Raw genomic sequence first — 21,392 nt, 5'->3', positions numbered from 1 at the left:
ATGAATCCGGTATGAACAAGCCTTATTGGTAGGGGAGTTGAGGGGTGGAGGTCCGCCCGGCGGATGGCCGGGCGGACGGGTGCGGGCGGGGCCTCGGGCCGGGCGTCAGTTCGGGTCGGTGAGTGGCCCCGCCAGGCGGCGGAAGGCGGTTTCGGCGAGGTCGGAGGCGCCGGACGGGTCGGTGTCGCCCGCGGCCCAGGCCTCGACGGCGACCCGCATCGCGGCGTTGGCGGCGGCGGCCGGCAGGCGGACGTCCAGGCTGTCGGGGGAGAGGTCGGTGCGGGCGGCCAGGACGGGGCGCAGGGCGGCCTCGGCGTCGTGCTGGGTGCGGTGCCATACGTCGCGGAGGGCAGGGTCGTCGGGCATGGCGCGGAGCAGGCCCCTGGTCCAGGCGAGGGATTCGGCGGGGCGGCCGGGGGCGGGGTCGAGTGCGCCGCGGGCGGATTCCACCAGGGCAGGCAGCAGCGGGGTGCCGGGTGCGGTGGCGGCGAGCAGCTCGATCCACTGGCGGGAGCCGTCGGCGAGCAGCGGGGCGACGGCGTTCTCCTTGGTGCGGAAGTAGCGGTAGAAGGTGCGCAGCGAGATGCCGGCGGTGCCTGGTTCGCCAAGCTCCAGCCCGCGATCGGCCAAAGCTTCGCCGGGCCCGAGACGGTGGCCGGCGTGATCGCGATGCTCACCTCGGACGACGGCGCGTTCGTCACCGGCACCGAGATCCGCATCGACGGCGGGACCCACGCCTGACGGCGGCGCGTACGCCTGGCGCCGGTTGACAGCGACACCCACGCCGGACGCCGGTCAACTGCCGGCCCCCCGTCACACCCGTCGCATCCGCCACGCCCGTCCCGTCCCGTCCCGTCCGTCCCGTCCCGTCCCGTCCGTTCCGCCGTCCCGCTCGATCGTGTGCGGGCGGCGGGACGGAACCGTTCGGGTGGCCGCCGGCGTCCCCGGTGCAGCGTGCATACTTAGCCGGCACGTTCGGCACGGCCGCGCCGAGTCCGTCTGCCACTGGCTCGTGGGCGCGCGGCGAGGGGAAGACACGGGGATCACGGCCATGGGGCTGACCAGCACCACACTGCTGCTGTTCACGATCGAGATCGCGCTGATGGTGCTCGGCGCCACCGTCTGGTGGTGGCCTGCAGTCGCGAACCGCCACTGGCGGGCCGTCCTCGGCCGGATCGGCATGCTGTTCGGAAGCCAGCTCGCGCTGCTCGCCGTGATCGGCCTGCTGGTGAACAACTACTTCTCGTTCTACAGCAGTTGGAACGACCTGCTGGGCACCGGCAAGGACGGCCCGGTGTCCGTGAAGGCCGCCGCCGCGCCCGTCGCGCCCGTCGGGGCCACGGCCGCCCCCAGCTCCAGCCCGAGTGCGGAGCCCGAGCCCACCAACCTGCCCGTACTGCCTGCCCAGGAAACCGGCAAGGAACCCGTCAACACCACGCTCGGACGCGACCCGCAGAAGGTCGGCGAGATCCGCTCCGTGCGCATCCCCGGCGCGCGCACCGGCCTGAGCACCGACGGATACGTCTACCTGCCCCCGCAGTACTTCCAGCCCGGCAACGAGCAGAAGAAGTTCCCCGCCGTCATCGCGATGACCGGCTTCCCCGGCGACGCCAAGGCACTGATCACCCGCTTCAACTACCCCGGCGTCGCGCTCGACGAGATGCGGGCCGGCCGGATGCAGCCCACCGTCCTGATCCTGATGCGGCCCTCGCCCGCGATGCCCGCCGACCCCGAATGCGAGAACGTCCCCGGCGGGCCGCAGGCCGAGACCTACTTCGCCAAGGACGTCCCGCGCGCGATCTCCGCCACCTACCGGACCTCCACCGGCCCCGCCGCCTGGGGCATCATGGGCAACTCCACCGGCGGTTACTGCGCCGCGAAGGTCGCCATGCGGCACCCCGAGGTGTTCGCCGGCGGCGTCTCCATCTCCGGCTACCTGAAGGCCGCCGAGGACGTCACCACCGGCGACCTGTTCAAGGGCAGCCAGCAGCGCCGCGACGAGGCCGACCTGCTGTGGCGCCTCCAGCACCTGCCGATGCCCAGCACCGCGATCATGCTCAGCGGCGCCGAGAAGGGCGACGGCGACTTCCGCAAGGACGCCGACGCCTTCACCGCGGCTGCCAAGCCGCCGATGACCACCGGCGTCGCGTCCGTCCCCGAGGGCGGCCACAACTTCGCCACCTGGATCAAGCTGCTCCCCTCCGGATTCCAGTTCCTGTCCGCGCACCTGAAGGCGTGAGGGAAGCCGGCGGGGGGACGCGGGTCAGGCCGGGGTGAGGGTGCCGGTGTGGAGTTCGCCGACCCGGCCGGTCTCGCCCTCCCAGGTCCAGAAGACCTTGACGGTGAGGGCGTTGAGGTCCATGACGTGGCTGACCGTGATGCCGCTGCGCTCGGTCCAGGAGACGAACCAGATGCCCGGGGCGATCGCGGCGGCGTGCAGCGCGACGTCCTCGTACTGGCCGGCGGACTCGCCGAGGCCCTCCCAGCGCAGCCGGGTGCCGTCCGCGGAGTAGGAGTTGCGGAAGGCCGCGCCGTTGTCGACCTCGAAAAGGTAGGTGCGGCCGGCGAAGCCCGGCAGAGCGGCGGTCATGTGTGGGCGGTCCTTCGGCGATCGGTGCGGTGGGCGGGTGCGGCCGGTGCAGCCAGCGCAGCTGGTGCAGCTGGTGCAGCCAGTGCGACCGGTGTGGCCGTACCCGCCCCAACCTATCGGACCCGACTCGGAACCGGGGGCCCGATCAGCAGGCGAAGTCGACGCGGCGGAACGTCACGTAGTGGTCGGCCGTGTAGTAGTCCTCGTGGAAGACCTTGCCGGTGATGATGCGTCGGGTGCCGCGGGTCGGGCTGCCCGGGGTGATGACCGTGTACTCGTGGTAATAGCCGAGCGACTGGGCGGGCAGTACACCCTCGCGGTTCTGGAAGGTGACGCCGTCCTGGGAGTACGGGAACGGCCCGCCGGCGTCGATCAGGCGGATGGTGTCACGGCCCTGGCTGGGCAGCGCCGAGTAGCAGATGTTCCCGCTGACGGCCGCGTGCGCCTCGGTGGTGGCCACGGCGGTGGGGGCGAGGGTCAGCAGGCCGAGGGCGGCGACCGAGACGGCCCGGATCTTCAACGCGCGGAGAGTCATTCGCATGCCCGCAGTGTGACGCCACGTCAGCCGCCCCCGTAACCCTTGTCGCGAACACTTCACCCACGGGTCGTGGCCGGGAAACCCGGCCGTCGCGCGGAGTACCGACACCGATTCACGGTGCGGGGGCATCCGGCTTGTGGTGCGCCGACACCGCCCGGCTCCGCACCCTGTGGTCCTGACACATGGGTGGCCGCGACCGTCGCCCCTAATGTGACCTGACCCACAGTCGGGCCGCCGACCGTCCTACCCCCACGTGGTCGACGGTCGGCGGCCACCCATCAGTTGAAGGAGGACCAGGTGCGCCACCCGCTCAGGTCCGTGTTCACCGCCCTGTTGGCCGGCGCGCTGCTCGCGCTCGGCCTCACCCCCACCCAGGCCGCCGCGGCCACCGCAGTCCCCTCCTACCTCACCAAGGAAGCCGTGTTCGGCTCGCCGGGCAACGGCTGGGCGCAGGTCGAGCGCTACCTGGACGGCACCTCCGGGTTCACGCAGGAGCAGTACCCGTCCGACGGGCGCGGCGACCAGGACGGCACGCGGGTCACGTACTTCGGCGGCGTGAAGCGCCCGTTCTCCGGCCGGTTCCTGCTGTACAGCGCGCAGGGCTGGAACACCGCCGCCGGGACGCCCGTCCTCCTGGTGCACGGCGCCAACGACAACGCCGACCGGGCCTGGGCGAACCCCGGCGAGACCGGCAACTGCGGCGCGTCCAACTGCCCCAGCACCGGCATGGCGCAGGCGCTGGCCGCAGCCGGCCACCGGGTGTTCGCGATCGGATTCGCGCACAAGCAGGGCGACAACCTGATGCAGGCCCAGGCCGTCGGCGACGCCATCGCCGTCATCAAGGCCCGCACCGGCGCGGCCCAGGTCGACGTGGTGGCGTGGAGCAAGGGCGAGGTCGCGGCGCGCTCCTACGTCTCGTCCGTGAAGCCGAGTTGGGGACGCGCCTACGCCGGCGACGTCCGCAAGCTCGTCACCCTCGGCGGCCCCAACGGCGGCCTCGACTACACCTACGCGCACGGCTGGGCCTTCTCCCTGGCCACCTGGCCCGCCTGCGGTGGCACCGCCAACGCCCCGTCGCCCCACCTGTACATGACCTGCTACGGCACCTACACCTCGCAGCCCTGCCTCGGCGTACTCCCCACCGGCGGCTACGACTGCTTCCCCGGCCAGCGCCAACTGCTCGCCCGCTGGGACGGCCCCTACGGCGTCGACAGCACCATGCAGGACTGGTGGACCACCTACTACGGCGGCCAGGGCATCTACACCTCCGGCCAGGGCATCCAGGCCGCGATCGACGCCGGCTCCCTGATCAAGCCCCTCCAGCAGGCGGGCGTTCCGGTCGGTATTTCCACCTACCTGCTGGCCGGCGGCTCGGCCGACATCCCCGGCATCCTGAACGAGGGCCGCGGCCCGAGCGACGGCCTGGTCTTCACCGCCAGCGCGCTGGACACCACGGGCATCGCGAAGGTCGGCGGCACCGCGCTGCTCAGCGGGCTGAACCACATGGAACTGGCCTGGGGGAGCGCGGCGGTGAGCCAGGTGACGGCCTGGCTGGCGTAGCGGTGCCGTGCCGGGAGGTGACTGCGGCCAGGTAGGTTCTGGCACATGGTTGACGACTGGCGGACGGATCGGATCGGGAGTGCGCTGCGGGGCGAAAACCCCGCAGTCGTACGGCACTTGAGCGCGGGTTTCGCGGTGATCGGCGATGTGCAGTTCCTGCCGGGCTACTCGGTGCTCCTGGCGGACGACCCCCGGGTGGAACGACTGTCGGACCTGCCCAAGGGCAAGCGGCTGACCTTCCTGTCCGAGATGGAGCAGCTCGGGGAAGCAGTCGAGCGGGCATGCGCCCGGATGGATCCGGCCTTCCGGCGGGTCAATCTGGAGATCCTGGGCAACACCGACGGGTTTCTGCACGCGCACGTGTGGCCGCGGTTCGACTGGGAACCGAGCGAGTTGGTGCGGATGCCGGTGTGGCTGTATCCGCGCGACAGGTGGACCGATGCGCGGTACGCACTCGGTCCGCAGCACGATGCGTTGCGCGAGGCGATCGGGAACGAGCTGGATCGGCTGCGCTCGGCATAGGCGTCCCTGTGTCGGCCGTCCGCACTACAGTGCCGGGCATGCCAACGTCTTTGCTCGCCATGATCCGTGACCACGACGCCGTCGCCGACTACTTCAACTGGCCGGGCGAACTCGACCTCCCCCGCACCGAACACGTGGAACCGGTCCACCTGGCGAACGGCCTTTCGTTGGAGCCGTTCGCCGGGGACGGCGGTGGCGGGACGTACTTCTTCTGCGGCGAGGGCGGCGAGGGGCGTCCGATCCTGTTCGCCGACTCCGAGGGCGGCGCCGCCCTCCTCGCCGTCGGACTGCCCGAACTGCTGCGCCTGCTGCTCGCCGCACCCTGGTGGCGCGACTGCCCGAACTGCACGGCGGAGGAAAGCGAGGCGGCCGAAGCCGAGTACTTGGAGGACGAGCCCGCGCTGCTGGCCGACCGGGACGCCGTCGCCGCCACCCTCGGACTCAGCTACCCGACGGCCGCCGAGGCGCTTGCCCGCCTGCATCTGACCGCGACTGGCATCGGACGCGAATTCGACCTGATCTACACGCCCGAGGGCTCGTCGTACCGGGCGCTGATCAGCTGAAGTGCTCGGCGATCCGGTCGAGCACCCAGGTGGTGACGGCGCGGGCCACGCCGGTGGCGGCTCCGCGAGCGAGCTGGGCCCTGAGTCGCGGGTCGGCCGGCCGGGGCTGACGAAGAGGCCGCGAGGGCGCTGGCCAAGGCGGACGTGCAGGGGCCGGAAACCGAGTGGCGGGGCGTTGTCGCGGCTGGCAGGATCGGGCGGTTGTTCGTGTGCTGCTTCGATCCTGGGAGGACCCGTTTCCGCTCGCCGTCATCCGATGTCGTTGTCCTGGTCCGAGGTGGACCCCGACCGGACCCCGTTCTCGCTCGATGTGGACGCGCAGGACGAACTCGCTGCGGCGGTACTCGCGTTGGGGCCGCCCGTCGGCGCTTCGGGCGACCGTTATGAGTTCGTCGGCCAGGTGACGGACCTGCTGGTCGGGCGGTTCGGGGTGTGGGCGTGCGGGTGGCATTGGGCCGTTGGGGAGGGTGGGGGCGGCGGGCCGGTGCAGAGTTGGTGTTGTGCGGGGCATTCGTTGCGGGAGGGGCCGGAGGCGGCATCGCGTGCGGTGGTGGAGTCGCTGCTGGAGTGGCGGGCGTGGGCGGAGCGGTTGGCCGAGCGGTTCGTCGAACTGGCCCCAGTCGCGAATGCGACTGGGGAGGACCGGAGTTGGGCGATCGAGCGGGCGGCGGTCCGGCTGGTGACCACGGTGCTGGATGCGACGTCCGGCGCATGCGGGTGGCACCATCTCTGCCGCAGGACGCTCAGCTGGTACCTGGCTTCGGTCGGGATCGAGGGCGAGCGGGCGGCCAGGCTGGTGGAGGATGCGATCGGTGGCCGGTTCGAGAGCTGGACGGCGCCCGGCTTTGCCGTGGTCGGGGCGGTCTGCGAGGACCTCGCGCTCGGCGTCACCGGACACCGGACCTACCGTGAGCACTGACGCGCTTGCCGTCTGGCGCACAGTGAGGCGGAAGGTCGATTGGGCGGCCACGGCTGACGAGCGGGGGCCGCTGCGCCCCGCGGCCGACGGGTTGAGTGCCTGGATCGACGCCGAAGGGCGGCAGCGGTCGCCGCTGCGCGCTCAACGGTTGGCGGCGGCAGTGGAGTTGATGAGGGAGGATGCCGAGCAGCGGAGACCGCTGACTCCGGAGGTGCTGCTGAGCTGGCAGCAACGCGTGCTCGCGGCAGAGGAGTTGGGGTTCCGGACCACCGACGCGTTCGCGAAGGGTGGTCGGGAGCGGTACGGGTACGTGCCGTCATTGTGGGGCGACTTCGCGGATTGTCTGCTGGAGAGTGCGGACACCCGTCTGCCGCCGGCCGCGCGGGCGGCGCGCGCGTATCTGGACGTCGCGTTCTTCCATCCGTTCCCGGACGGCAACGGGCGTTCGGCGATGCTGGCGGCCTGTTACGTACTGGAGTTGGCCGGCATCCGGCTCGATCTGGTCGCCCCGCTGACCGTCACCCGCTACGCCGACGATCCGGCCGGTGCGGCCGATCTTGCTGAGCTGATCACTGTCCTGATCCGGGCCGCCCGCCGCCGGGCAGCAGTGAGAAGAAGTCAACAGGCCGAGTTGTAAGGCCAGTTGAAATGAGCGGGACCTTCAGACCGGGGAATGCACGAAGACCTGTTCGCCCTCTCCGCGCGGTTCCTCGAAGTTGGCCAGGTAACGTGCGAACAGCGACTCGTCCACGGTGACGCAGTTGGCGCCATGTTCGGCGTTGCGAACTGCCAGGCGGCGCTTCAGTGTTGCGGGGTCGGCCTTGAGGTGGATGAGTTCCCAGCGGCAGCCGTGGTGCTCGATGAGTGCCTTGTAGTCGTCGCGGGCGGTGCGGCTCCAGAAGCTGTAGTCGATCACCACGTCGCGGCCGTCCTGCATCAGTTCGATCAGCTGCCGGCGCTGCTCGCGGCGGACTTCCTCCTTGAGCCGGTCGTACGCCTCGGCCTCCAGCGCCAGGCCGGCGTCGCGTTGGCCGATGCGCTGCCAGACCACCTCGTCGATGGAGAGGCGGGTGAAGCCGCGTTGCACGAGTCCCATCGCGTAGGTGGTCTTGCCCGCTCCCGGGAGGCCGCACATCAGCACCACGGTGCTCAATTGCTGTGTCACGAAGAAAGGTTAGATCAACCGGAGGTCGGACCTGGGTCTGATGGCGAAGTGTGGACCTGGCTCCGACGACGGGGGTGGCCCGGGGGCGGAAGGGTTGGGGGCATGGATGAGATGCGGAGCGGGTGGGTCGGGTTTCCGGGGCGTTGGGTGGGGGCGGCGGCGCTGGTGGTGGGGCCGGTGTTGGTGGTGGCGGGGGTGGTGGTGCGGTGGCGGTACGACTTCTTCTTTCCGGCTCAGTTGGCGGCGTTTCGGGAGCGCCCTCAACTGATGGCTGTCTCCTACGGGTTGGTGTCGGCGGGGTGGACGCTGCTGCTGCCGGGGGTGGCGCTGCTGGCTGGGCGGGTGGCCCAGCGGAGGCCTGAACTGGCGTGGTGGGGCGGGACGTTGACGGTTCTGGGGTTGTGTGCGCGGGCGTTCCACGCGGGGGTGGACCATTTGGCGTTCCAGCTGGTGGCGCAGCGTGGTGCGGGGGAGGCGACGGCGCTGGTGGCGGGGTCGTACGGGGCGTTCCATGTGTTCAGTGCGTTGAATGCGGCGATCATGGGCGGATGGGTGTTGCTGGCGTGGGGGGCTTGGCGGGCAGGGGTGTTGGGGCCGGTGCGGGCGGTGGCGTTGGCGGCGGGGGCGGCGATGCCTTTGGGTGTGTTGAAGGGGACGACGGTGGGATCGGTGGTGGCGGCGGTGGGGTTGTGCGTGGCACTGGTGCCGTTGGGGGTGGCGGTGTGGCGGGACGGGCCGCGGCCGGCGGGCCGGACGGTGGCGGGGCGGGTGTTGCTGGTGGTGGCGGTGGGCGTGGCGATGGTGTTGGTCGGACAGGCGGGATGAGGGTGCGAACGGGCTTGCATCTATGGGTGGTTGACGCGGCAGTCGCGGCCGTGGCGGTGGCGGCGTATCTGGCGATGGCGGCGGACGGCGGCGAGCCGGGGTTCACCGGCCCGTCGTGGCTGGCGGTGTTGGTGGCGCTCGGGGTTGGTGGCCCGTTGGCGGTGCGGCGGCGGTGGCCGTTGGTGGTGCTGGCTGTGGTGGTGGGCAGTTCGGTGGCGGCCACGTTGCTCGATGTGACGAGGGAGCCGTTCGTGGCGGCCGCGTTGGCGGGTTATGCGGTGGCTCTGCTGGAGCCGGTCCGGCGGGCGGAGGTGGCGTTGGCGGCGGCGGTCGTGGTGTCGGCGGGTGCGGTGGTGCTCGGCGAGGGAGTGGTGACGCCGTCGGGGACGGTGGGGGAGGCGGTCGGGACGGCGGCGGTGACGGCGCTGGTGCTCGGTGCGGCCTGGGCGGGCGGCCATGCGGTGCGGGCCGGGCGGGCGCGGTCGGCGGAGCGCGCGCAGCGGTCGGCGGAGGCGGCGCTGGTGGCGGAACGGCTGCGGATCGCACGGGAGTTGCACGACATCGTGTCGCACAGTCTGAGCGTGATCGTGGTGAAGGCGGCGGTCGCCGACCATGTCGCGGAGGTGCGGCCGGCGGAGGTCCGGGCGGCCGTCCGGGAGATCGAGCGGACCGGGCGGGAGGCGCTGACCGAGATGCGCCGGGCGCTCGGGGTGCTGCGCGACGCGGACGCGGCGGAGGGGCCGGCGCCGGGGCTGGGCGAGCTGCCGGTGCTGGTCCGGCGGGCGGTGGACGCGGGGGTGCGGGTGTCGTGCGAGGTGCAGCCGGGGCCGACGCTGCCCTCCGGGGTCGCGCTGACCGTGCACCGGATCGTCCAGGAGTCGCTCACCAATGTCCTGCGGCACGCCGGGCCGGGGACGGGGTGCGAGGTGATGATCCGTCAACTGGCGGGCGAGGTAAGGGTGGAGGTGTCCGACGACGGTGCCGGGCGGGCGCCGGGCCGTCGTGTGTCGGGTGGTGGGCACGGGCTGGCCGGGATGCGGGAGCGGGTGATGATGTACGGCGGAACGCTCAGTGCCGGGCCCCGGCCGGGCGGTGGGTTCAGGGTGTCGGCCGTGTTGCCGGTGGACGGGACGGGGGAGGGCGCGTGACGGTGCGGGTGCTGGTGGCCGACGACCAGCCGCTGCTGCGGGGGAGTTTCGGGCTGCTGATCGACACCGCGCCCGGCCTCGAGGTGGTCGGCGAGGCCGAGGACGGTGAGCAGGCGGTGGCCGCCACCGCGCGCCTGCGGCCGGACGTGGTGCTGATGGACATCCGGATGCCCATGCTGGACGGCATCGAGGCGACCCGGCGGATCACCGGCGCACCGGAGACGGCGGCCACCCGGGTGCTGGTGCTGACCACCTTCGACCTGGACGAGTACGTGTACGGGGCGCTGCGGGCGGGTGCGGCGGGCTTCCTGCTCAAGGACACCTCGCCTGCGGTGCTGCTGGACGGAATCCGCACGGTGGCGGCGGGCGACGCGCTGCTGGCGCCGTCGGTGACGCGCCGGCTGATCGCCGAGTTCGCCCGCCTGCCAGTCCCGAGGCCGACGGCGGGCCGCGGACCGGCCGCGGCCGTCGGCCCCGAGCAACTGACGCCCCGGGAGCGGGAGGTGCTGGTGCTGGTGGCCCGCGGGCTGTCGAACGGCGAGATCGGGGCGTACCTGCACCTGAGCGCGGGCACGGTGAAGACCCACATCGGTCGGCTGCTGGCCAAGCTCGCGGCCCGCGACCGGGCCCAACTGGTGATCGCTGCCTACGAGTCGGGCCTGGTGTAACCGGGGAGCCGTCAGAGCGCAGCGCCGAGGCGGGCCGCGACGGACTGCATCAGGGGGACGAGGCCGGCGGGGCCGGACTGGGCTTCGAGGGAGTGGATGCGGGCTTCGGGGCCGGAGACGGAGAGCGCGGTGGGGGTGGGGGCGCCGGGGACGGCGACGGCGAGGCAGCGGACGCCGATCTCCTGCTCCTGGTCGTCGACGACGTAGCCGGACTCGCGGGCGGCGGCGAGGTGGGCGAGCAGGGCGGCGGGGTCGGTGATGGTGTGCGGGGTGTGGGCCTGGAGCGGGCCGGGGCCGAGCAGCGCGCGCGCCTCGTCCTCGGGGAGCTGGGCGAGCAGCGCCTTGCCGACGCCGGTGCAGTGCGGCTGGGCGCGGCGGCCGACCTCGGTGAACATCCGCATGGAGCGCCGGGACTGGACCTGGCCGACGTAGACGACCTCGCAGCCCTCCAGGACGGCCAGGTTGGCGGTTTCGCCGGTGGCTTCCATGAGTTCGGCGAGGAACGGGCGGGCCCAGGAGCCGAGCAGCCGGTTCGCGGTCTCGCCGAGGCGGATCAGGCGCGGGCCGAGGGTGTAGCGGCGGGCGGAGTCCTGGCGGACGTACCCCTGGGTGAGCAGGGTGCGGACCAGGCGGTGGATGGTCGGCATCGGCAGGCCGGAGGCGGCGGAGAGTTCGCTGAGGGTGGCGATGCCGCCGGCGTCGGCGAGGGATTCGAGGAGCAGGAAGGCGCGTTCGACGGACTGCACCGAGCCGGTGGTGCGTTCGGTGGGGCTGCTGGCCACGGGGTGGTTCCTTCATTGAAATTCTGCATCGCGGAAACTAATCTCCACTCTACAGAACGGAATAGCGGATCAGCCCGAGGAGTGTGCAGCCCATGGCAGCAGATCAGGGTTCGACGGTTCCGGGAGTGACGGTCTCGGGCCCGCCCGTGGAGCGCGCCGAGGAGGTGCTCACCCCGCAGGCGCTGGCGTTCGTCGCGGGCCTGCACCGCGCGTTCGACGGCCGGCGCCGGGAGTTGCTGGCGGCGCGTACGGCGCGCCGGGCCGAGATCGCCCGCACCGGCACCCTCGGCTTCCGGCCGGAGACGGCGGCGATCCGCGCCGCGGACTGGCAGGTCGCGCCCGCGCCGCGCGCCCTGGTGGACCGCCGGGTCGAGATCACCGGCCCGACCGATCGCAAGATGACCGTCAACGCGCTGAACTCCGGCGCGCAGGTGTGGCTCGCCGACTTCGAGGACGCCTCCGCCCCGACCTGGGCGAACGTGGTCTCCGGCCAGCTCAACCTGATCGACGCGTTCGAGGGCCGGATCGACTTCACCGACGCCCGGGGCAAGGCGTACACGCTGAAGCCCGCCGCCGAACTGGCCACCGTTGTGGTCCGCCCGCGCGGCTGGCACCTGGACGAGCGGCACCTGAGCGTGGACGGCGAGCCGGTGGCCGGCGCGTTCGTCGACTTCGGCCTGTACTTCTTCCACAACGCGGCCCGGCTGCTCGCCCGCGGCGCGCAGGACCCCAACTCCGGCCCGTACTTCTACCTCCCGAAGGCCGAGAGCCACCTGGAGGCCCGGCTCTGGAACGAGGTCTTCACGCACGCCCAGGCCGAGTTGGGCATCCCGCACGGCACGATCCGCGCCACCGTGCTGATCGAGACCATCACCGCCGCCTTCGAGATGGACGAGATCCTGCACGAACTGCGCGAGCACGCCGCCGGGTTGAACGCCGGACGGTGGGACTACCTGTTCTCGATCGTGAAGAACTTCCGGGACGCCGGCGCCGGGTTCATCCTCCCCGACCGCAACAGCGTCACCATGGCGTCCCCGTTCATGGCCGCCTACACCCGCCTGCTGGTGCGGACCTGCCACCGGCGCGGTGCGCACGCGATCGGCGGGATGGCGGCGTTCATCCCGTCCCGCACCGACCCGGAGGTCAACGCGGCGGCGCTGGCGAAGGTCCGGGCCGACAAGGAACGGGAGGCGGCCGGCGGCTTCGACGGCTCCTGGGTCGCCCACCCCGACCTGGTGCCGGTGGCGCGCGCGTGCTTCGACGCGGTGCTGGGCGAGCGCCCGCACCAGAAGGAGAACCCGGGGGCGGCCGGCGACGTCACGGCGGAGGAACTGCTCAACGTTGCGGGTGCGCAAGGCAGTTGTACGTCCACCGGGCTGCGCAACGCCGTTCAGGTCGGCGTCCGGTACGTCGAGGCGTGGCTTCGCGGGATCGGCGCGGTCGCCATCTTCCACCTGATGGAGGACGCCGCCACCGCCGAGATCTCCCGCTCGCAGATCTGGCAGTGGATCCACAACGGCGTGGTGCTCGCCGACACGGGCGAGAAGGTGACGGCCGAACAGGTGCGGCTGCTGCTGGCGGAGGAACTCGCCGCGCTGCGGACGGAGACGGAGGCCGAAGCCGGGCGGCGGTGGGACGAGGCCGCCGCGCTGTTCGAACAGGTGGCGCTGGGCGAGGAGTTCCCGGAGTTCCTGACGCTGCCGGCGCTCGCCTTGCTCGACTGAGACGGAAAACTCAGGTGCGGGCGGGGGCGGCGGACGGATAAGGTCGTTCTCGTCCAGGTGCGCAGGCAGGGGTTACTTCCACTTGTAATGGGCAGGTCGCGGGTTCGAGTCCCGCCGCCGGCTTTCGAGCCGGCGTAGCTCAGTTGGGAGAGCAGCTAATGTCGCCTCCGCCGCTTCTGTTCTCTGGACACCAAACTTCAGAATGACTGCCACCTCCCGGTGCGCAGACGCCGGTTACTTCCTCCAAAGAATCCCACCGGCGCCACCTTTGATCTCGGGAGGGCAACCGCGCCGGGGCGTCCGGTGCGCAGGCGGGGGTTACTTCCGGATCTGGTGGTTCCGGGTTCGAGTCCCGGTCGGCCGTGCGCGAGCGCGGCCGGTAGCTCAATTGGTAGAGCACCAGACTGCTACCTCCGCCGAGGCCGGTCCACGCGACCGGTAATTCTCGGACGCCCCGGTTCGGCATGCCCGCCCGCAGGAGGAGTCCACATGTCCCGCTTCAACCTTCGCCGTTCGAAGAAGCCCACCCCCGTCGGCCCCAGCTCGCCCGTCGCCACGACGGGGCAGCTCACGGCCAACCACCAGGGCGGGCCGGGACACCTGCGCGACGAGAAGTCCGAACTCTTCCTGCTGGCGGTCGCCAACCTGGTCGGCCAGGACACCTTCTACGAGCGCGGCGGCGACCGCGACGACCGTTACACCACCCTGGTGCGCTCGCTCGCCGTCAGCGACCCCGAGTGGACGCTCGGCCTGCTGCGCTGGCTGCGCCACGGCGCCGCGATGCGCACCGCCTCGCTGGTCGGCGCGGCCGAGTTCACCCGCGCCCGGCTGGACGCGAAGCTCCCCGGCCACTCCCGGCAGGTGATCGACGCCGTCCTGCAGCGCCCCGACGAGCCCGGCGAACTGCTCGCCTACTGGACGTCCCGGTACGGGCGCGCGCTGCCCAAGCCGGTCAAGCGCGGTGTCGCGGACGCCGTCGGCCGGCTGTACAACGGGCGGGCGCTGCTCAAGTACGACACCGCGGGCAAGGGCTTCCGGTTCGGCGACGTGCTGGAGCTCACCCACCCGTCGCCGCACCCCGAAAAGCCTTGGCAGGGCGAGCTGTTCCGCTACGCGCTGGACCGGCGGCACCGCCCCGACACCGCCGTCCCGCCGCCGGGCGACGCCCTGTTGACCGCCCACCACGCGCTGATGGCCGTCCCCGTGGCCGAGCGCCGCGCGCTGGTCACCGGCCCCGGCGGCGCGGAGCGCCTGGCCGAGGCGGGCATGACGTGGGAGGCGCTGGCCGGCTGGCTCCAGGGGCCGCTGAGCGCGGCCGTCTGGGAGGCCGTCATCCCGTCCATGGGCGCGATGGCGCTGGTGCGCAACCTGCGCAACTTCGACCAGGCCGGCGTGTCGGCCGAGGTGGCCGAGCAGGTCGCCCGGCGGATCGCCGACCCGGGCGAGGTCAAGCGCTCGCGCCAGTTCCCGTTCCGCTACCTGGCCGCCCACCGGCACGCGCCGTCGCTGCGCTGGGGCCACGCGCTGGAGACGGCGCTGAAGCACTCGCTGGCCAACGTCCCTGCGCTGCCCGGCCGTTCGCTGATCCTGGTGGACCGGTCCGGTTCGATGTTCGACCGGCCGAGCGCGCAGTCCCAGCTCAACCGGGCCGACACCGCAGCCATCTTCGGCACCGCACTCGCCCTGCGGGCCGAGGAGGCGAACCTGGTCGAGTTCGGCACCAGCAGCCGGGCGATCCCGCTCGGGCGCGGCGACGCGGTGCTCAAGGTGCTGGACCGGTTCGGTAACCTCGGCGGCACCAACACCGCCGAAGCCGTCCGGACGCACTACCGCGGCCACGACCGCGTGGTGATCGTCACCGACGAGCAGGCGTACGGGAGTTACTCGCACAACGCGCTGGAGTCCGTCCCCTCCCACATCCCCACCTACACCTGGAACCTGGCGGGCTACCGTGCCGGTCACGCCCCGTCCGGCAGCGCGCGGCGGCACACCTTCGGCGGCCTGACCGACGTCGCGTTCCGGCTCATCCCGCTGTTGGAGGCCGGGCGGGACGCCGCGTGGCCGTGGGAGAGCGACCGAAAGTAGAGCTGACGTAACGTCAATGATCGGTCGCTGCACGCTGGTTGACGCCTGGATTACGGTTGTCGCAAGCTGGTCGCCGTTCGATGCGAACCTGAACGGATCTGCTCGCACCTCCCATCTCGGCTCCGGCGTGCGGCGCCCGCGCCTGTTCGCGGAGCACCGGCGAAAGGGCGAACCGTGACCGGGTTCACCGACAGCCGGTGCGGTGGAGGGATCACGTCCGCGTGGTACGACGGGGACCTGTGACATGCGGAGTTGACGGTTCACTGCGTCAACTAGCGCTGTCGTGACCCGACGTCATTCTTCGCGACGGCGTCGGTAGTACGCGAAGGTCAGCGCCAGGACAAGCGGTCCCCACAGGACCAGTGGCATGGTGGCCGTTGCCGCGAGCGCTTTCCACCAGCCGTTGGAGTACTCGACCATCGGGACTCCGAGGTCGAGGAAGGCGAGCGGCAGCGGATCCCACAGCGCGACCAGCCCCAGCCCGCCCAGGGTGGCCGGGACGATCGCCGCGAACGGCGGGACGCGCCGGCCACCGATCAACGGGATCCAGGCCGGCACCACCTCGCCCCATCCGGCCGCCAGGCCGAAGGACAGGTACGCGAGCCCCTCGGAGAGCACGCTGAGCCCGAAGACGTAGAGAATCACCCACCAGTGCCAGGTCTTGTGGACCTCGTAGACCTGGCCCATCTCGAAGTCGAACGCGAACGGCAGGCGCCAGATGCACGACGGCAGCACGGCCAGGGGTATGAGCTGGGCTGAACGGACGGCCCAACGGGGGACCGGCCGCGCGGTGTTGCCGACCGTCGGGGACGGGTGGAGCAGGCTGAATCGCATGGTTCGATCCTGCTGGCCCGACGGGCTGCGGAAATCGACCTGAGGAACTGTCAGATGCTCGCCCTCACGAAGGAGATCGAGTCCTCCGTCAGGTGGACGGCCATGCCGGAGGATCGGCCTCAGGAACCACCGGTGACCAGCGCGTCGCCGAGCGGGGAGCGGGCGTAGCGGACGGAGTGGCCGGAACGGGTGCGGGTGGGCGGGCCGGCGGTGGTGAGGGCGGAGAGGCGGCGGCTGACCGCGCCCGGGGTGACGGCGAGGCGGTGGGCCAGGGCGGTGGTGGAGGCGTGCTGGTCCAGCAGGACCAGCAGGCGGGCCTGCGGTGGGCCGATCAGCCTGGCGATGCCGGTGGCTGCCGCCCGCCGCTGACGTCCCGTCAATCGCCGGAGTACCCGAACACCCCGAAGTGGGTCGCCTCGGCGTCGGTGTACAGCACCACGAACCGCCCGGTCCACCGCAGGCGCGTCTCCTCCAACAGCTCGCGGCCCTCCATCGCCCGCCGATACTGCTCCACACTCGGCCGGTCGGTCCCGAAGTGGTGCAGCAGCCGTTCAGACGACAGCGGCCGGACAGTCCCCAGGTCGTGGTACCCCGCCGGATCGTTGCTGAACAGCACCGCCTTGGGAATGTCCAGGATCGAGTGGGTGCCCTCCTCACCCATGAACTCCTCGTCCGCCCACAGCTCCTCGATCGACTCGTACTCACCCGCCCCGATCCAGTCCGTCCCCGCGAACACCTCCGCGTGCAGGGCGTTCAATGTCTTCTGCGGAGTCCCCCGGTAGACGGTGAGGTAATCCCAGCTGCTGGCGCCCATCCTCGTGCTCCTCAAGTCGCGGTCGGTGTCCGGACGCTACCGCAACGGGCCGACACCGCCTCAGTCACCCGATCTGCCGAAGATTCCCAGGTGGGTGGGCTCGCCATGGGTGTGGAGGAGGACGTACTTGCCGGTCCAGCGCCAGTCGATCTCGTCGCGCAGTGTGTCGTACTCCTGGCCGGCCCAGTGTGCGGCGAACTCAGCCTGGTGCAGGGCGTCCAGGCTGCGCTGCGGCGAACCCGAGTAGGGGGTGACGTAGTGCCAGTCGCTGGCGCCCATCCGCATACTCCTCACATCGCCGAAGGGCCGGACGCTATCGCACCCGGCCGACAGCCGGTCAGGTGCGGGAGGCGAGGTCGCGGGCGGCGCGGGCGCAGGTGCGGGCGATGTGGGATTCGTCGGCGGTGGTGAGGTGGTCGTGTTCGATGACGGGGGTGCCGTTGACGAGGAGGGTGGTGAGTGGGGGGAGGGCGCCGAGGACGAGGGCGGCGACGGGGTCGGCGATGGTGGAGTGGAGGAGGCCGTCGATCTTCCAGAGGGCGAGGTCGGCGAGTTTGCCGGGTTCGATGGAGCCGATCTCGTGCTGGCGGCCGAGGACTCTCGCGCCGCCGATGGTGGCGAGGCGCAGGGACTGGCGGACGGTCAGGGCGTCGGGGCGGCCGGCCAGGCGGTTGATCAGGAGGGCGTTGCGCAGTTCGGTGCCGAGCTGGCCGGACTCGTTGGAGGCGGTGCCGTCGACGCCGAGGCCGACCGGGACGCCGGCGGCGAGCATGTCGGGGACGCGGGCGATGCCGGCGGCCAGGCGGGCGTTGGAGGACGGGCAGTGGGCGACGCCGGTGCCGGTCTCGGCGAACTTGGCGAGGTCGGAGTCGGTGAGGTGGACGCAGTGCGCCATCCAGACGTCCTCGCCGAGCCAGCCCGTGGACTCGAAGTAGTCGGTGGGGCCCATGCCGAAGAGCTTGCGGCAGAACTCCGCCTCCTCGGCGGTCTCCGAGCCGTGGGTGTGCAGGCGCACGCCCTTCCGGCGGGCCAACTCCGAGGAAAGAGTGAGGAGTTCGGTGGAGACGGAGAAGGGGGAGCAGGGCGCCAGCGCGATGTGCAGCATCGAGCCGAAGGACGCGTCGTGCCACCGGTCGACCGCGGCCTCCGAGGCGGCGAGGATCTCGTCGGTGTCCTCCACCGCGTGGTCCGGCGGCAGCCCGCCGTCCTTCCGGCTGCGGTCCATCGAGCCGCGCAGGGCGGTGAACCGGAGGCCGAGCTGCTGGACGGCCTCGATGGACGCGCCGAGCAGGTCGCCGGCGCCGCGCGGGAAGACGTAGTGGTGATCGGCGGCCGTGGTGCAGCCCGACTTGAGCAGCGCCGCCGCCGAACCCAGCGTCGCGGCGTGCATCAGCTCGGCGTCGATCCGCGCCCAGGTCGGGTACAGCGCCACCAGCCAGTCGAACAGGGTGTCATTCTGGGCCAGTCCGCGGGTGAGCCACTGGTAGAAGTGGTGGTGGGTGTTGACCAGCCCGGGCGTGAGCAGGTGCCCCTCGCCGTCGATCCGCCGCGCCACGCCGGCGAGCCCGGCCGGCGCGGGCCCGTCGCCGACCGACTCGACGGTGTTGTCGAGCACGACCACGTGCCCGCGCGCGTATTCGGTGCCGGCGGCGTCGACGGTGGCGATCGCGGCGTTCTCGATCACGATCCGCCGGTCGTCCACGTCCAGGGGCCGAACTGCCATGGGAACTCCAGAAGTCAGGACAGAGTCAGGAGACGGAGTCAGGAGACGGGGATGACCGGGGTGACGCCCTCCCTGTGTACGGTGGCCTCGATCAGGCCGTACATCCGGTCGGCGGCGTAGTAGACCTCGTTCTCGTTCTTGAGCCCGAACGGCGCCAGATCGACCAGGAAATGGTGCTTGTTGGGCAGCTCCAGCCGGACTTCGTCCACCTCGGCGCGGTGGTCCAGCACCCGGCTGCCCATCGCGTGCAGTGTCTGCTGCAGGGAGAACGAGTAGGTGTCGGCGAACGCCTCCAACAGGTGCCGCCTGACCTCCGGGTACGACTGGTTCCAGTCCGGCTGCCGCTGCCCGTCGCGGCCGTCGAAACCGAACGCCCACCGTGCCGTCACCTGGGTGGCCAGGAGCCGGTCGTCGGCCTCCTGGAGGGTGGTGTAGCGGTCCTTGAGGAACCCCCGGAACTCCGAGCCGGTGGTGTTCAGCACCACCAGGTCCTTGAGCCCGGAGACCACCCGGAACCGCTCGCCGTCGTACTCCACCTCGGTGGTGCGCACCTCCTGCCCGTTGCGGACGAAGGAATGACCGGACGGGGACGGCGAGTTGGGGATGGCGATCCGGTCCCAGCCGTACTCCTCGACCCGGATCCGGGCGCTGCGCACCACGCCGCGCTCGGCGTCCGCCACGAAGTGCCGGGCCAGCAGGGCGGCGAATCCCTCGGCGGAGTCGATGCCGTGCTGTTTGGCGAACGCGTACACGGTGTTCTTCATGCTGTCGGTGGGCAGGCAGTTGGCGTTCGAGCCGGTCAGATGGACGTCGTCGAACTCGCCGCGCAGCGAGACCGAGACGTTCAGATCCTTGATCTCGTGGCCGGTGGAGTCGCGGCGGACCCGGACGATGCGGTTCTCCGCCTTGCCGTACTGGTTCTGCCCGAGCACGTGGGCCATGCCGTGCCTCCTTGTGTCTCCCAGGTGGTGGAAGCGGCTACCCCGGCGCTCAGCTGCCGCGGTAGACCGAGTAGCCGAACGGGTTCAGCAACAGCGGTACGTGGTAGTGGAGTTGATCGGGTGCCACGGTGAAGACGATCGAGACCTCGGGGAAGAACGGCTGCTGCCCCGAGCTCCGCTGCCCCGTCCCCGCGTGGTACTCGGCGGTGTCGAACCGCAGCCGGGCGACCGAGCCGCCCGCCACGGCCGGCAGCCCCGTGACCCGGCCGTCGGCGTCCGTGGCGGAGGCGCCGAGCAACCGCCAGCCGTCCTCGGTGCGCACGGCCAGTTCGACCGGAACGCCCGCGGCGGGGCGGCCGAGGCTGGTGTCGAGCACGTGGGTGGAGATGCCGGCCATGGGCGGTTCCTCAGGTGGATCAGCTGGACAGCAGTCGGTCGAGCCGGAGTTCGTTGATCTCGCGCAGTTCCTTGCGGACGGTCTCCGCCTCGGTGGCGGCGTCGTGCGGCAGCCGCTCGCGCAGGGCGGCGAGCATGTCGGCCGCGGTCCGGCCGGTGGCGCGGATCAGGAAGACGTGGCCGAACTTCGCCTCGTACGCGGCGTTGGCCGCCGCCAACTCGCCCAGCAGGGACGGCTCGACGCCCCGGACGCCGGACTGCTCGCGCTCGGACGCGGCGTCGCCGGCCTCGGGAGCGCCGATCCGGGCGTGGCCGGCCAGCGCCGCGTTCAGCTCGGCCACCGACAGCTGCGCCGTCGCCCGCGCGTTGGCGGCGATCAGTCCGGCGCGGTCGGACCAGGGGCGGGACGCGGCGACGGCGGCGGCCCAGGCCGGGCTGGAACAGATCTCCAGCAGAGTTCTTCGCAGTTCGGCGGAGTCGGTGGCGGCCAGTGCGGCGAGGGCGGGGGAGTCGGCGGGTGGCTCGGTCACGGAAGGACCTCCTGGATTCGGTGCCACCCGGACAAGCTAGAACGAGCCCCGACGGGCCGTCAACGCTTTGTTGAACTGTTTGTGGCGGCGCGGTGCGTGGTGACGGAGGGCGAAGCGTGGCGACGGTGGGCGGCGCCCGACACGTCAGGACTTCTCCTGCCGGTTCAGGTAGTTGTACACGGTGAACCGGCTGACACCGAGCGCCGACGCGACGGTCTCCACCCCATGGCGGACGGTGAACGCGCCGCGTTCCTCCAGCAGGGCGACCACCCGCTGCTTCTCCGTGCGGCCCAGCCCGGCCAGCGGACGGCCGTCGAACTGGCGGGCCATCTCGGCCAGCAGCCGGTCCAGCGCGCTGCCCAGGTGCGGCAGCCGCACCGCGACGGCCGGGGCGCCGTCCCACTCCAGGACGACGTCCTCGGCCCGCGCCTCGGAGAGGTCGACCGCGGTGGCGCCGACCGCCTCCAGCAGCGGCTTCAGGGCCGCGGTGAGCGGGTGGTCGGAGGCGTCGTTCACGGCGTCCTTCCTTCGTCGGACGTCATCGGCGGGGCCATTGGCGGGCTCATCGGCGGGCTCATCGGCGGGGCGTCCGGCGTCACCGGCGGGGCGTCCGGTGTCATCGGCCGGGCGTCAGGCGTCATCGGTGGGCCGTAGGGCGTCGCCGGTGGGCCGTCGGGTGCGGTCGGCGGGCCGGGTTCGGCCGGGGCCGGGTCGTCGGCCAACACGCTGACCTGGAGCGAGATTCGGCTCGCGCCGACCGCCAGGGTCTCCCGCAGCAGCCGGGTCACGGCGGCCAGCGCCTGCTCGGCGTCCCCCTCGGCGCTGGTGCCGAACGGCCCCACCGAGACGGCCAGGCCGGCCTCTTCGGCCGCCCGGCGGGCGGTTGCGGCGTGCTCGGGGAAGCCGTTCAGCTTGAACGGTTCGGTCGTGAACTCCACCATCAGTCGCACTCGTTCACCATATCGACCGACCGGCCGGTAGATGGTCGGATGAGACGATCGGATGGAGATTCAGTAGCGCCCGGCTTTCGGATCGTGGAACTCCTGTGGCGGGCGCGCGAGGAGA

The 21,392-nt window shown here is 71.7% G+C and carries 26 protein-coding genes, 1 tRNA gene and 1 pseudogene; 13 read left to right on the top strand and 15 right to left on the bottom strand.

The features are described from left to right. Positions 1 to 105: 105 nt before the first annotated feature. Positions 106 to 630: a TetR family transcriptional regulator gene (locus ACFYS8_RS02600; RefSeq protein WP_387634691.1), complete on the bottom strand. Its 525-nt coding sequence runs from the start codon at positions 628 to 630 to the stop codon at positions 106 to 108. Here ACFYS8_RS02600 and ACFYS8_RS02595 point away from each other — a divergent pair. Further along, positions 601 to 741 (top strand): annotated as a pseudogene (locus ACFYS8_RS02595) (SDR family oxidoreductase); the annotation flags it as partial. The gene ACFYS8_RS02600 and the pseudogene ACFYS8_RS02595 overlap by 30 nt on opposite strands. A gap of 310 nt (positions 742 to 1,051) precedes the next feature. Continuing rightward, positions 1,052 to 2,239, top strand: a complete 1,188-nt coding sequence (locus ACFYS8_RS02590) for an alpha/beta hydrolase (RefSeq protein WP_387634688.1) — start codon at positions 1,052 to 1,054, stop codon at positions 2,237 to 2,239. A 24-nt stretch (positions 2,240 to 2,263) separates the two neighbouring features. Here ACFYS8_RS02590 and ACFYS8_RS02585 read toward each other — a convergent pair whose 3' ends face one another. After that, positions 2,264 to 2,590, bottom strand: coding sequence for a MoaF N-terminal domain-containing protein (locus ACFYS8_RS02585; RefSeq protein ID WP_387634685.1), 327 nt, complete (start codon positions 2,588 to 2,590; stop codon positions 2,264 to 2,266). A gap of 145 nt (positions 2,591 to 2,735) precedes the next feature. Next, positions 2,736 to 3,131 carry a ribonuclease domain-containing protein gene (locus ACFYS8_RS02580; protein WP_387634683.1) on the bottom strand — a complete coding sequence of 132 codons (396 nt, stop codon included), beginning with the start codon at positions 3,129 to 3,131 and terminating at the stop codon, positions 2,736 to 2,738. 294 nt (positions 3,132 to 3,425) lie between these two features. Here ACFYS8_RS02580 and ACFYS8_RS02575 point away from each other — a divergent pair, with 294 nt between their 5' ends. The 5 genes from ACFYS8_RS02575 to ACFYS8_RS02555 all read left to right on the top strand — a co-directional run bounded on the left by ACFYS8_RS02575 (position 3,426) and on the right by ACFYS8_RS02555 (position 7,329). Then, positions 3,426 to 4,688, top strand: coding sequence for an esterase/lipase family protein (locus ACFYS8_RS02575; protein ID WP_387634680.1), 1,263 nt, complete (start codon positions 3,426 to 3,428; stop codon positions 4,686 to 4,688). Between the two features lie 45 nt (positions 4,689 to 4,733). Beyond that, complete coding sequence (locus tag ACFYS8_RS02570) at positions 4,734 to 5,210, top strand: diadenosine tetraphosphate hydrolase (protein WP_387634677.1); 477 nt, start codon at positions 4,734 to 4,736, stop codon at positions 5,208 to 5,210. A 38-nt stretch (positions 5,211 to 5,248) separates the two neighbouring features. Then, positions 5,249 to 5,773, top strand: coding sequence for a hypothetical protein (locus tag ACFYS8_RS02565; protein WP_387634674.1), 525 nt, complete (start codon positions 5,249 to 5,251; stop codon positions 5,771 to 5,773). A gap of 256 nt (positions 5,774 to 6,029) precedes the next feature. Next, entirely contained in the window at positions 6,030 to 6,692 is a 663-nt protein-coding gene (locus ACFYS8_RS02560) for a hypothetical protein (RefSeq protein ID WP_387634672.1), read from the top strand. After that, complete coding sequence (locus ACFYS8_RS02555) at positions 6,682 to 7,329, top strand: Fic family protein (protein ID WP_387634669.1); 648 nt, start codon at positions 6,682 to 6,684, stop codon at positions 7,327 to 7,329. The genes ACFYS8_RS02560 and ACFYS8_RS02555 overlap by 11 nt, the downstream gene beginning before the upstream one ends. A gap of 24 nt (positions 7,330 to 7,353) precedes the next feature. On the opposite strand, the gene ACFYS8_RS02550 is transcribed toward ACFYS8_RS02555, so the two are convergent. After that, complete coding sequence (locus tag ACFYS8_RS02550) at positions 7,354 to 7,857, bottom strand: AAA family ATPase (RefSeq protein ID WP_387634667.1); 504 nt, start codon at positions 7,855 to 7,857, stop codon at positions 7,354 to 7,356. A 102-nt stretch (positions 7,858 to 7,959) separates the two neighbouring features. On the opposite strand from ACFYS8_RS02550, the gene ACFYS8_RS02545 reads away from it, so the two are divergent. From ACFYS8_RS02545 to ACFYS8_RS02535, 3 genes are read left to right on the top strand one after another with little or no spacing between them, the layout of a single operon-like run. Then, positions 7,960 to 8,682, top strand: a complete 723-nt coding sequence (locus ACFYS8_RS02545; protein ID WP_387634664.1) for a hypothetical protein — start codon at positions 7,960 to 7,962, stop codon at positions 8,680 to 8,682. A 26-nt stretch (positions 8,683 to 8,708) separates the two neighbouring features. Further along, positions 8,709 to 9,830 carry a sensor histidine kinase gene (locus ACFYS8_RS02540; RefSeq protein WP_387634661.1) on the top strand — a complete coding sequence of 374 codons (1,122 nt, stop codon included), beginning with the start codon at positions 8,709 to 8,711 and terminating at the stop codon, positions 9,828 to 9,830. Next, complete coding sequence (locus tag ACFYS8_RS02535) at positions 9,827 to 10,498, top strand: response regulator (RefSeq protein ID WP_387634659.1); 672 nt, start codon at positions 9,827 to 9,829, stop codon at positions 10,496 to 10,498. Before ACFYS8_RS02540 ends, ACFYS8_RS02535 begins: the two co-directional genes overlap by 4 nt. Before the next feature lie 11 nt (positions 10,499 to 10,509). Here the strand turns inward: ACFYS8_RS02535 and ACFYS8_RS02530 are convergent, their stop codons facing one another. After that, on the bottom strand, positions 10,510 to 11,280 hold the full coding sequence (locus ACFYS8_RS02530) for an IclR family transcriptional regulator (RefSeq protein WP_387634656.1): 771 nt from the start codon (positions 11,278 to 11,280) through the stop codon (positions 10,510 to 10,512). 92 nt (positions 11,281 to 11,372) lie between these two features. Here ACFYS8_RS02530 and aceB point away from each other — a divergent pair, with 92 nt between their 5' ends. From aceB to ACFYS8_RS02515, 3 genes are all read left to right on the top strand, one after another. Beyond that, positions 11,373 to 13,004, top strand: a complete 1,632-nt coding sequence (aceB, locus tag ACFYS8_RS02525) for a malate synthase A (protein ID WP_387634654.1) — start codon at positions 11,373 to 11,375, stop codon at positions 13,002 to 13,004. Between the two features lie 61 nt (positions 13,005 to 13,065). Continuing rightward, positions 13,066 to 13,127, top strand: a tRNA-Ser gene (locus ACFYS8_RS02520). A 366-nt stretch (positions 13,128 to 13,493) separates the two neighbouring features. After that, positions 13,494 to 15,089, top strand: a complete 1,596-nt coding sequence (locus ACFYS8_RS02515; RefSeq protein WP_387634652.1) for a TROVE domain-containing protein — start codon at positions 13,494 to 13,496, stop codon at positions 15,087 to 15,089. A 294-nt stretch (positions 15,090 to 15,383) separates the two neighbouring features. Here the strand turns inward: ACFYS8_RS02515 and ACFYS8_RS02510 are convergent, their stop codons facing one another. From ACFYS8_RS02510 to ACFYS8_RS02465, 10 genes are all read right to left on the bottom strand, one after another. After that, positions 15,384 to 15,923, bottom strand: a complete 540-nt coding sequence (locus ACFYS8_RS02510; RefSeq protein ID WP_387634650.1) for a hypothetical protein — start codon at positions 15,921 to 15,923, stop codon at positions 15,384 to 15,386. Between the two features lie 119 nt (positions 15,924 to 16,042). Then, positions 16,043 to 16,303: a hypothetical protein gene (locus ACFYS8_RS02505; RefSeq protein WP_387634648.1), complete on the bottom strand. Its 261-nt coding sequence runs from the start codon at positions 16,301 to 16,303 to the stop codon at positions 16,043 to 16,045. Continuing rightward, the gene (locus tag ACFYS8_RS02500) at positions 16,300 to 16,737 is read right to left on the bottom strand and encodes a hypothetical protein (RefSeq protein WP_387634646.1); all 438 of its coding nucleotides are present in this window, start codon (positions 16,735 to 16,737) and stop codon (positions 16,300 to 16,302) included. The genes ACFYS8_RS02505 and ACFYS8_RS02500 overlap by 4 nt, the downstream gene beginning before the upstream one ends. Positions 16,738 to 16,797: 60 nt before the next feature. Then, a complete protein-coding gene (locus ACFYS8_RS02495; protein WP_387634643.1) occupies positions 16,798 to 17,016 on the bottom strand; it encodes a hypothetical protein in 219 nt (72 codons plus the stop codon). A 58-nt stretch (positions 17,017 to 17,074) separates the two neighbouring features. Beyond that, entirely contained in the window at positions 17,075 to 18,460 is a 1,386-nt protein-coding gene (locus ACFYS8_RS02490; protein WP_387634640.1) for an 8-oxoguanine deaminase, read from the bottom strand. A gap of 38 nt (positions 18,461 to 18,498) precedes the next feature. Next, the gene (gene pucL, locus ACFYS8_RS02485; RefSeq protein WP_387634637.1) at positions 18,499 to 19,401 is read right to left on the bottom strand and encodes a factor-independent urate hydroxylase; all 903 of its coding nucleotides are present in this window, start codon (positions 19,399 to 19,401) and stop codon (positions 18,499 to 18,501) included. Positions 19,402 to 19,450: 49 nt separating this feature from the next. Further along, entirely contained in the window at positions 19,451 to 19,798 is a 348-nt protein-coding gene (uraH, locus tag ACFYS8_RS02480) for a hydroxyisourate hydrolase (RefSeq protein ID WP_387634634.1), read from the bottom strand. 19 nt (positions 19,799 to 19,817) lie between these two features. Beyond that, on the bottom strand, positions 19,818 to 20,327 hold the full coding sequence (gene uraD / locus ACFYS8_RS02475; RefSeq protein ID WP_387634632.1) for a 2-oxo-4-hydroxy-4-carboxy-5-ureidoimidazoline decarboxylase: 510 nt from the start codon (positions 20,325 to 20,327) through the stop codon (positions 19,818 to 19,820). A gap of 144 nt (positions 20,328 to 20,471) precedes the next feature. Next, complete coding sequence (locus ACFYS8_RS02470; protein ID WP_387634629.1) at positions 20,472 to 20,843, bottom strand: helix-turn-helix domain-containing protein; 372 nt, start codon at positions 20,841 to 20,843, stop codon at positions 20,472 to 20,474. Next, the gene (locus tag ACFYS8_RS02465) at positions 20,840 to 21,268 is read right to left on the bottom strand and encodes a thiamine-binding protein (RefSeq protein WP_387634627.1); all 429 of its coding nucleotides are present in this window, start codon (positions 21,266 to 21,268) and stop codon (positions 20,840 to 20,842) included. Before ACFYS8_RS02465 ends, ACFYS8_RS02470 begins: the two co-directional genes overlap by 4 nt. Positions 21,269 to 21,392 lie beyond the last annotated feature (124 nt).

Source organism: Kitasatospora sp. NPDC004615 (assembly GCF_042873545.1).
Taxonomy (GTDB): Bacteria; Actinomycetota; Actinomycetes; order Streptomycetales; family Streptomycetaceae; genus Kitasatospora.
The sequence above is the reverse complement of the archived record's forward strand: the minus strand, read 5'-3'. Positions and strand labels throughout refer to the sequence as shown.

Bases quoted from the DNA above. Each gene is read 5' to 3' on its own strand.
- ACFYS8_RS02590 (WP_387634688.1), top strand. From the start codon at position 1,052: ATGGGGCTGACCAGCACCACACTGCTGCTGTTCACGATCGAGATCGCG.
- aceB (WP_387634654.1), top strand. From the start codon at position 11,373: ATGGCAGCAGATCAGGGTTCGACGGTTCCGGGAGTGACGGTCTCGGGC.
- uraH (WP_387634634.1), bottom strand. From the start codon at position 19,798: ATGGCCGGCATCTCCACCCACGTGCTCGACACCAGCCTCGGCCGCCCC.
- ACFYS8_RS02490 (WP_387634640.1), bottom strand. From the start codon at position 18,460: ATGGCAGTTCGGCCCCTGGACGTGGACGACCGGCGGATCGTGATCGAG.
- ACFYS8_RS02495 (WP_387634643.1), bottom strand. From the start codon at position 17,016: ATGGGCGCCAGCGACTGGCACTACGTCACCCCCTACTCGGGTTCGCCG.
- ACFYS8_RS02565 (WP_387634674.1), top strand. From the start codon at position 5,249: ATGCCAACGTCTTTGCTCGCCATGATCCGTGACCACGACGCCGTCGCC.
- ACFYS8_RS02465 (WP_387634627.1), bottom strand. From the start codon at position 21,268: ATGGTGGAGTTCACGACCGAACCGTTCAAGCTGAACGGCTTCCCCGAG.
- ACFYS8_RS02580 (WP_387634683.1), bottom strand. From the start codon at position 3,131: ATGCGAATGACTCTCCGCGCGTTGAAGATCCGGGCCGTCTCGGTCGCC.
- ACFYS8_RS02500 (WP_387634646.1), bottom strand. From the start codon at position 16,737: ATGGGCGCCAGCAGCTGGGATTACCTCACCGTCTACCGGGGGACTCCG.
- ACFYS8_RS02515 (WP_387634652.1), top strand. From the start codon at position 13,494: ATGTCCCGCTTCAACCTTCGCCGTTCGAAGAAGCCCACCCCCGTCGGC.
- ACFYS8_RS02510 (WP_387634650.1), bottom strand. From the start codon at position 15,923: ATGCGATTCAGCCTGCTCCACCCGTCCCCGACGGTCGGCAACACCGCG.
- ACFYS8_RS02585 (WP_387634685.1), bottom strand. From the start codon at position 2,590: ATGACCGCCGCTCTGCCGGGCTTCGCCGGCCGCACCTACCTTTTCGAG.
- ACFYS8_RS02560 (WP_387634672.1), top strand. From the start codon at position 6,030: ATGTCGTTGTCCTGGTCCGAGGTGGACCCCGACCGGACCCCGTTCTCG.
- pucL (WP_387634637.1), bottom strand. From the start codon at position 19,401: ATGGCCCACGTGCTCGGGCAGAACCAGTACGGCAAGGCGGAGAACCGC.
- ACFYS8_RS02570 (WP_387634677.1), top strand. From the start codon at position 4,734: ATGGTTGACGACTGGCGGACGGATCGGATCGGGAGTGCGCTGCGGGGC.
- ACFYS8_RS02545 (WP_387634664.1), top strand. From the start codon at position 7,960: ATGGATGAGATGCGGAGCGGGTGGGTCGGGTTTCCGGGGCGTTGGGTG.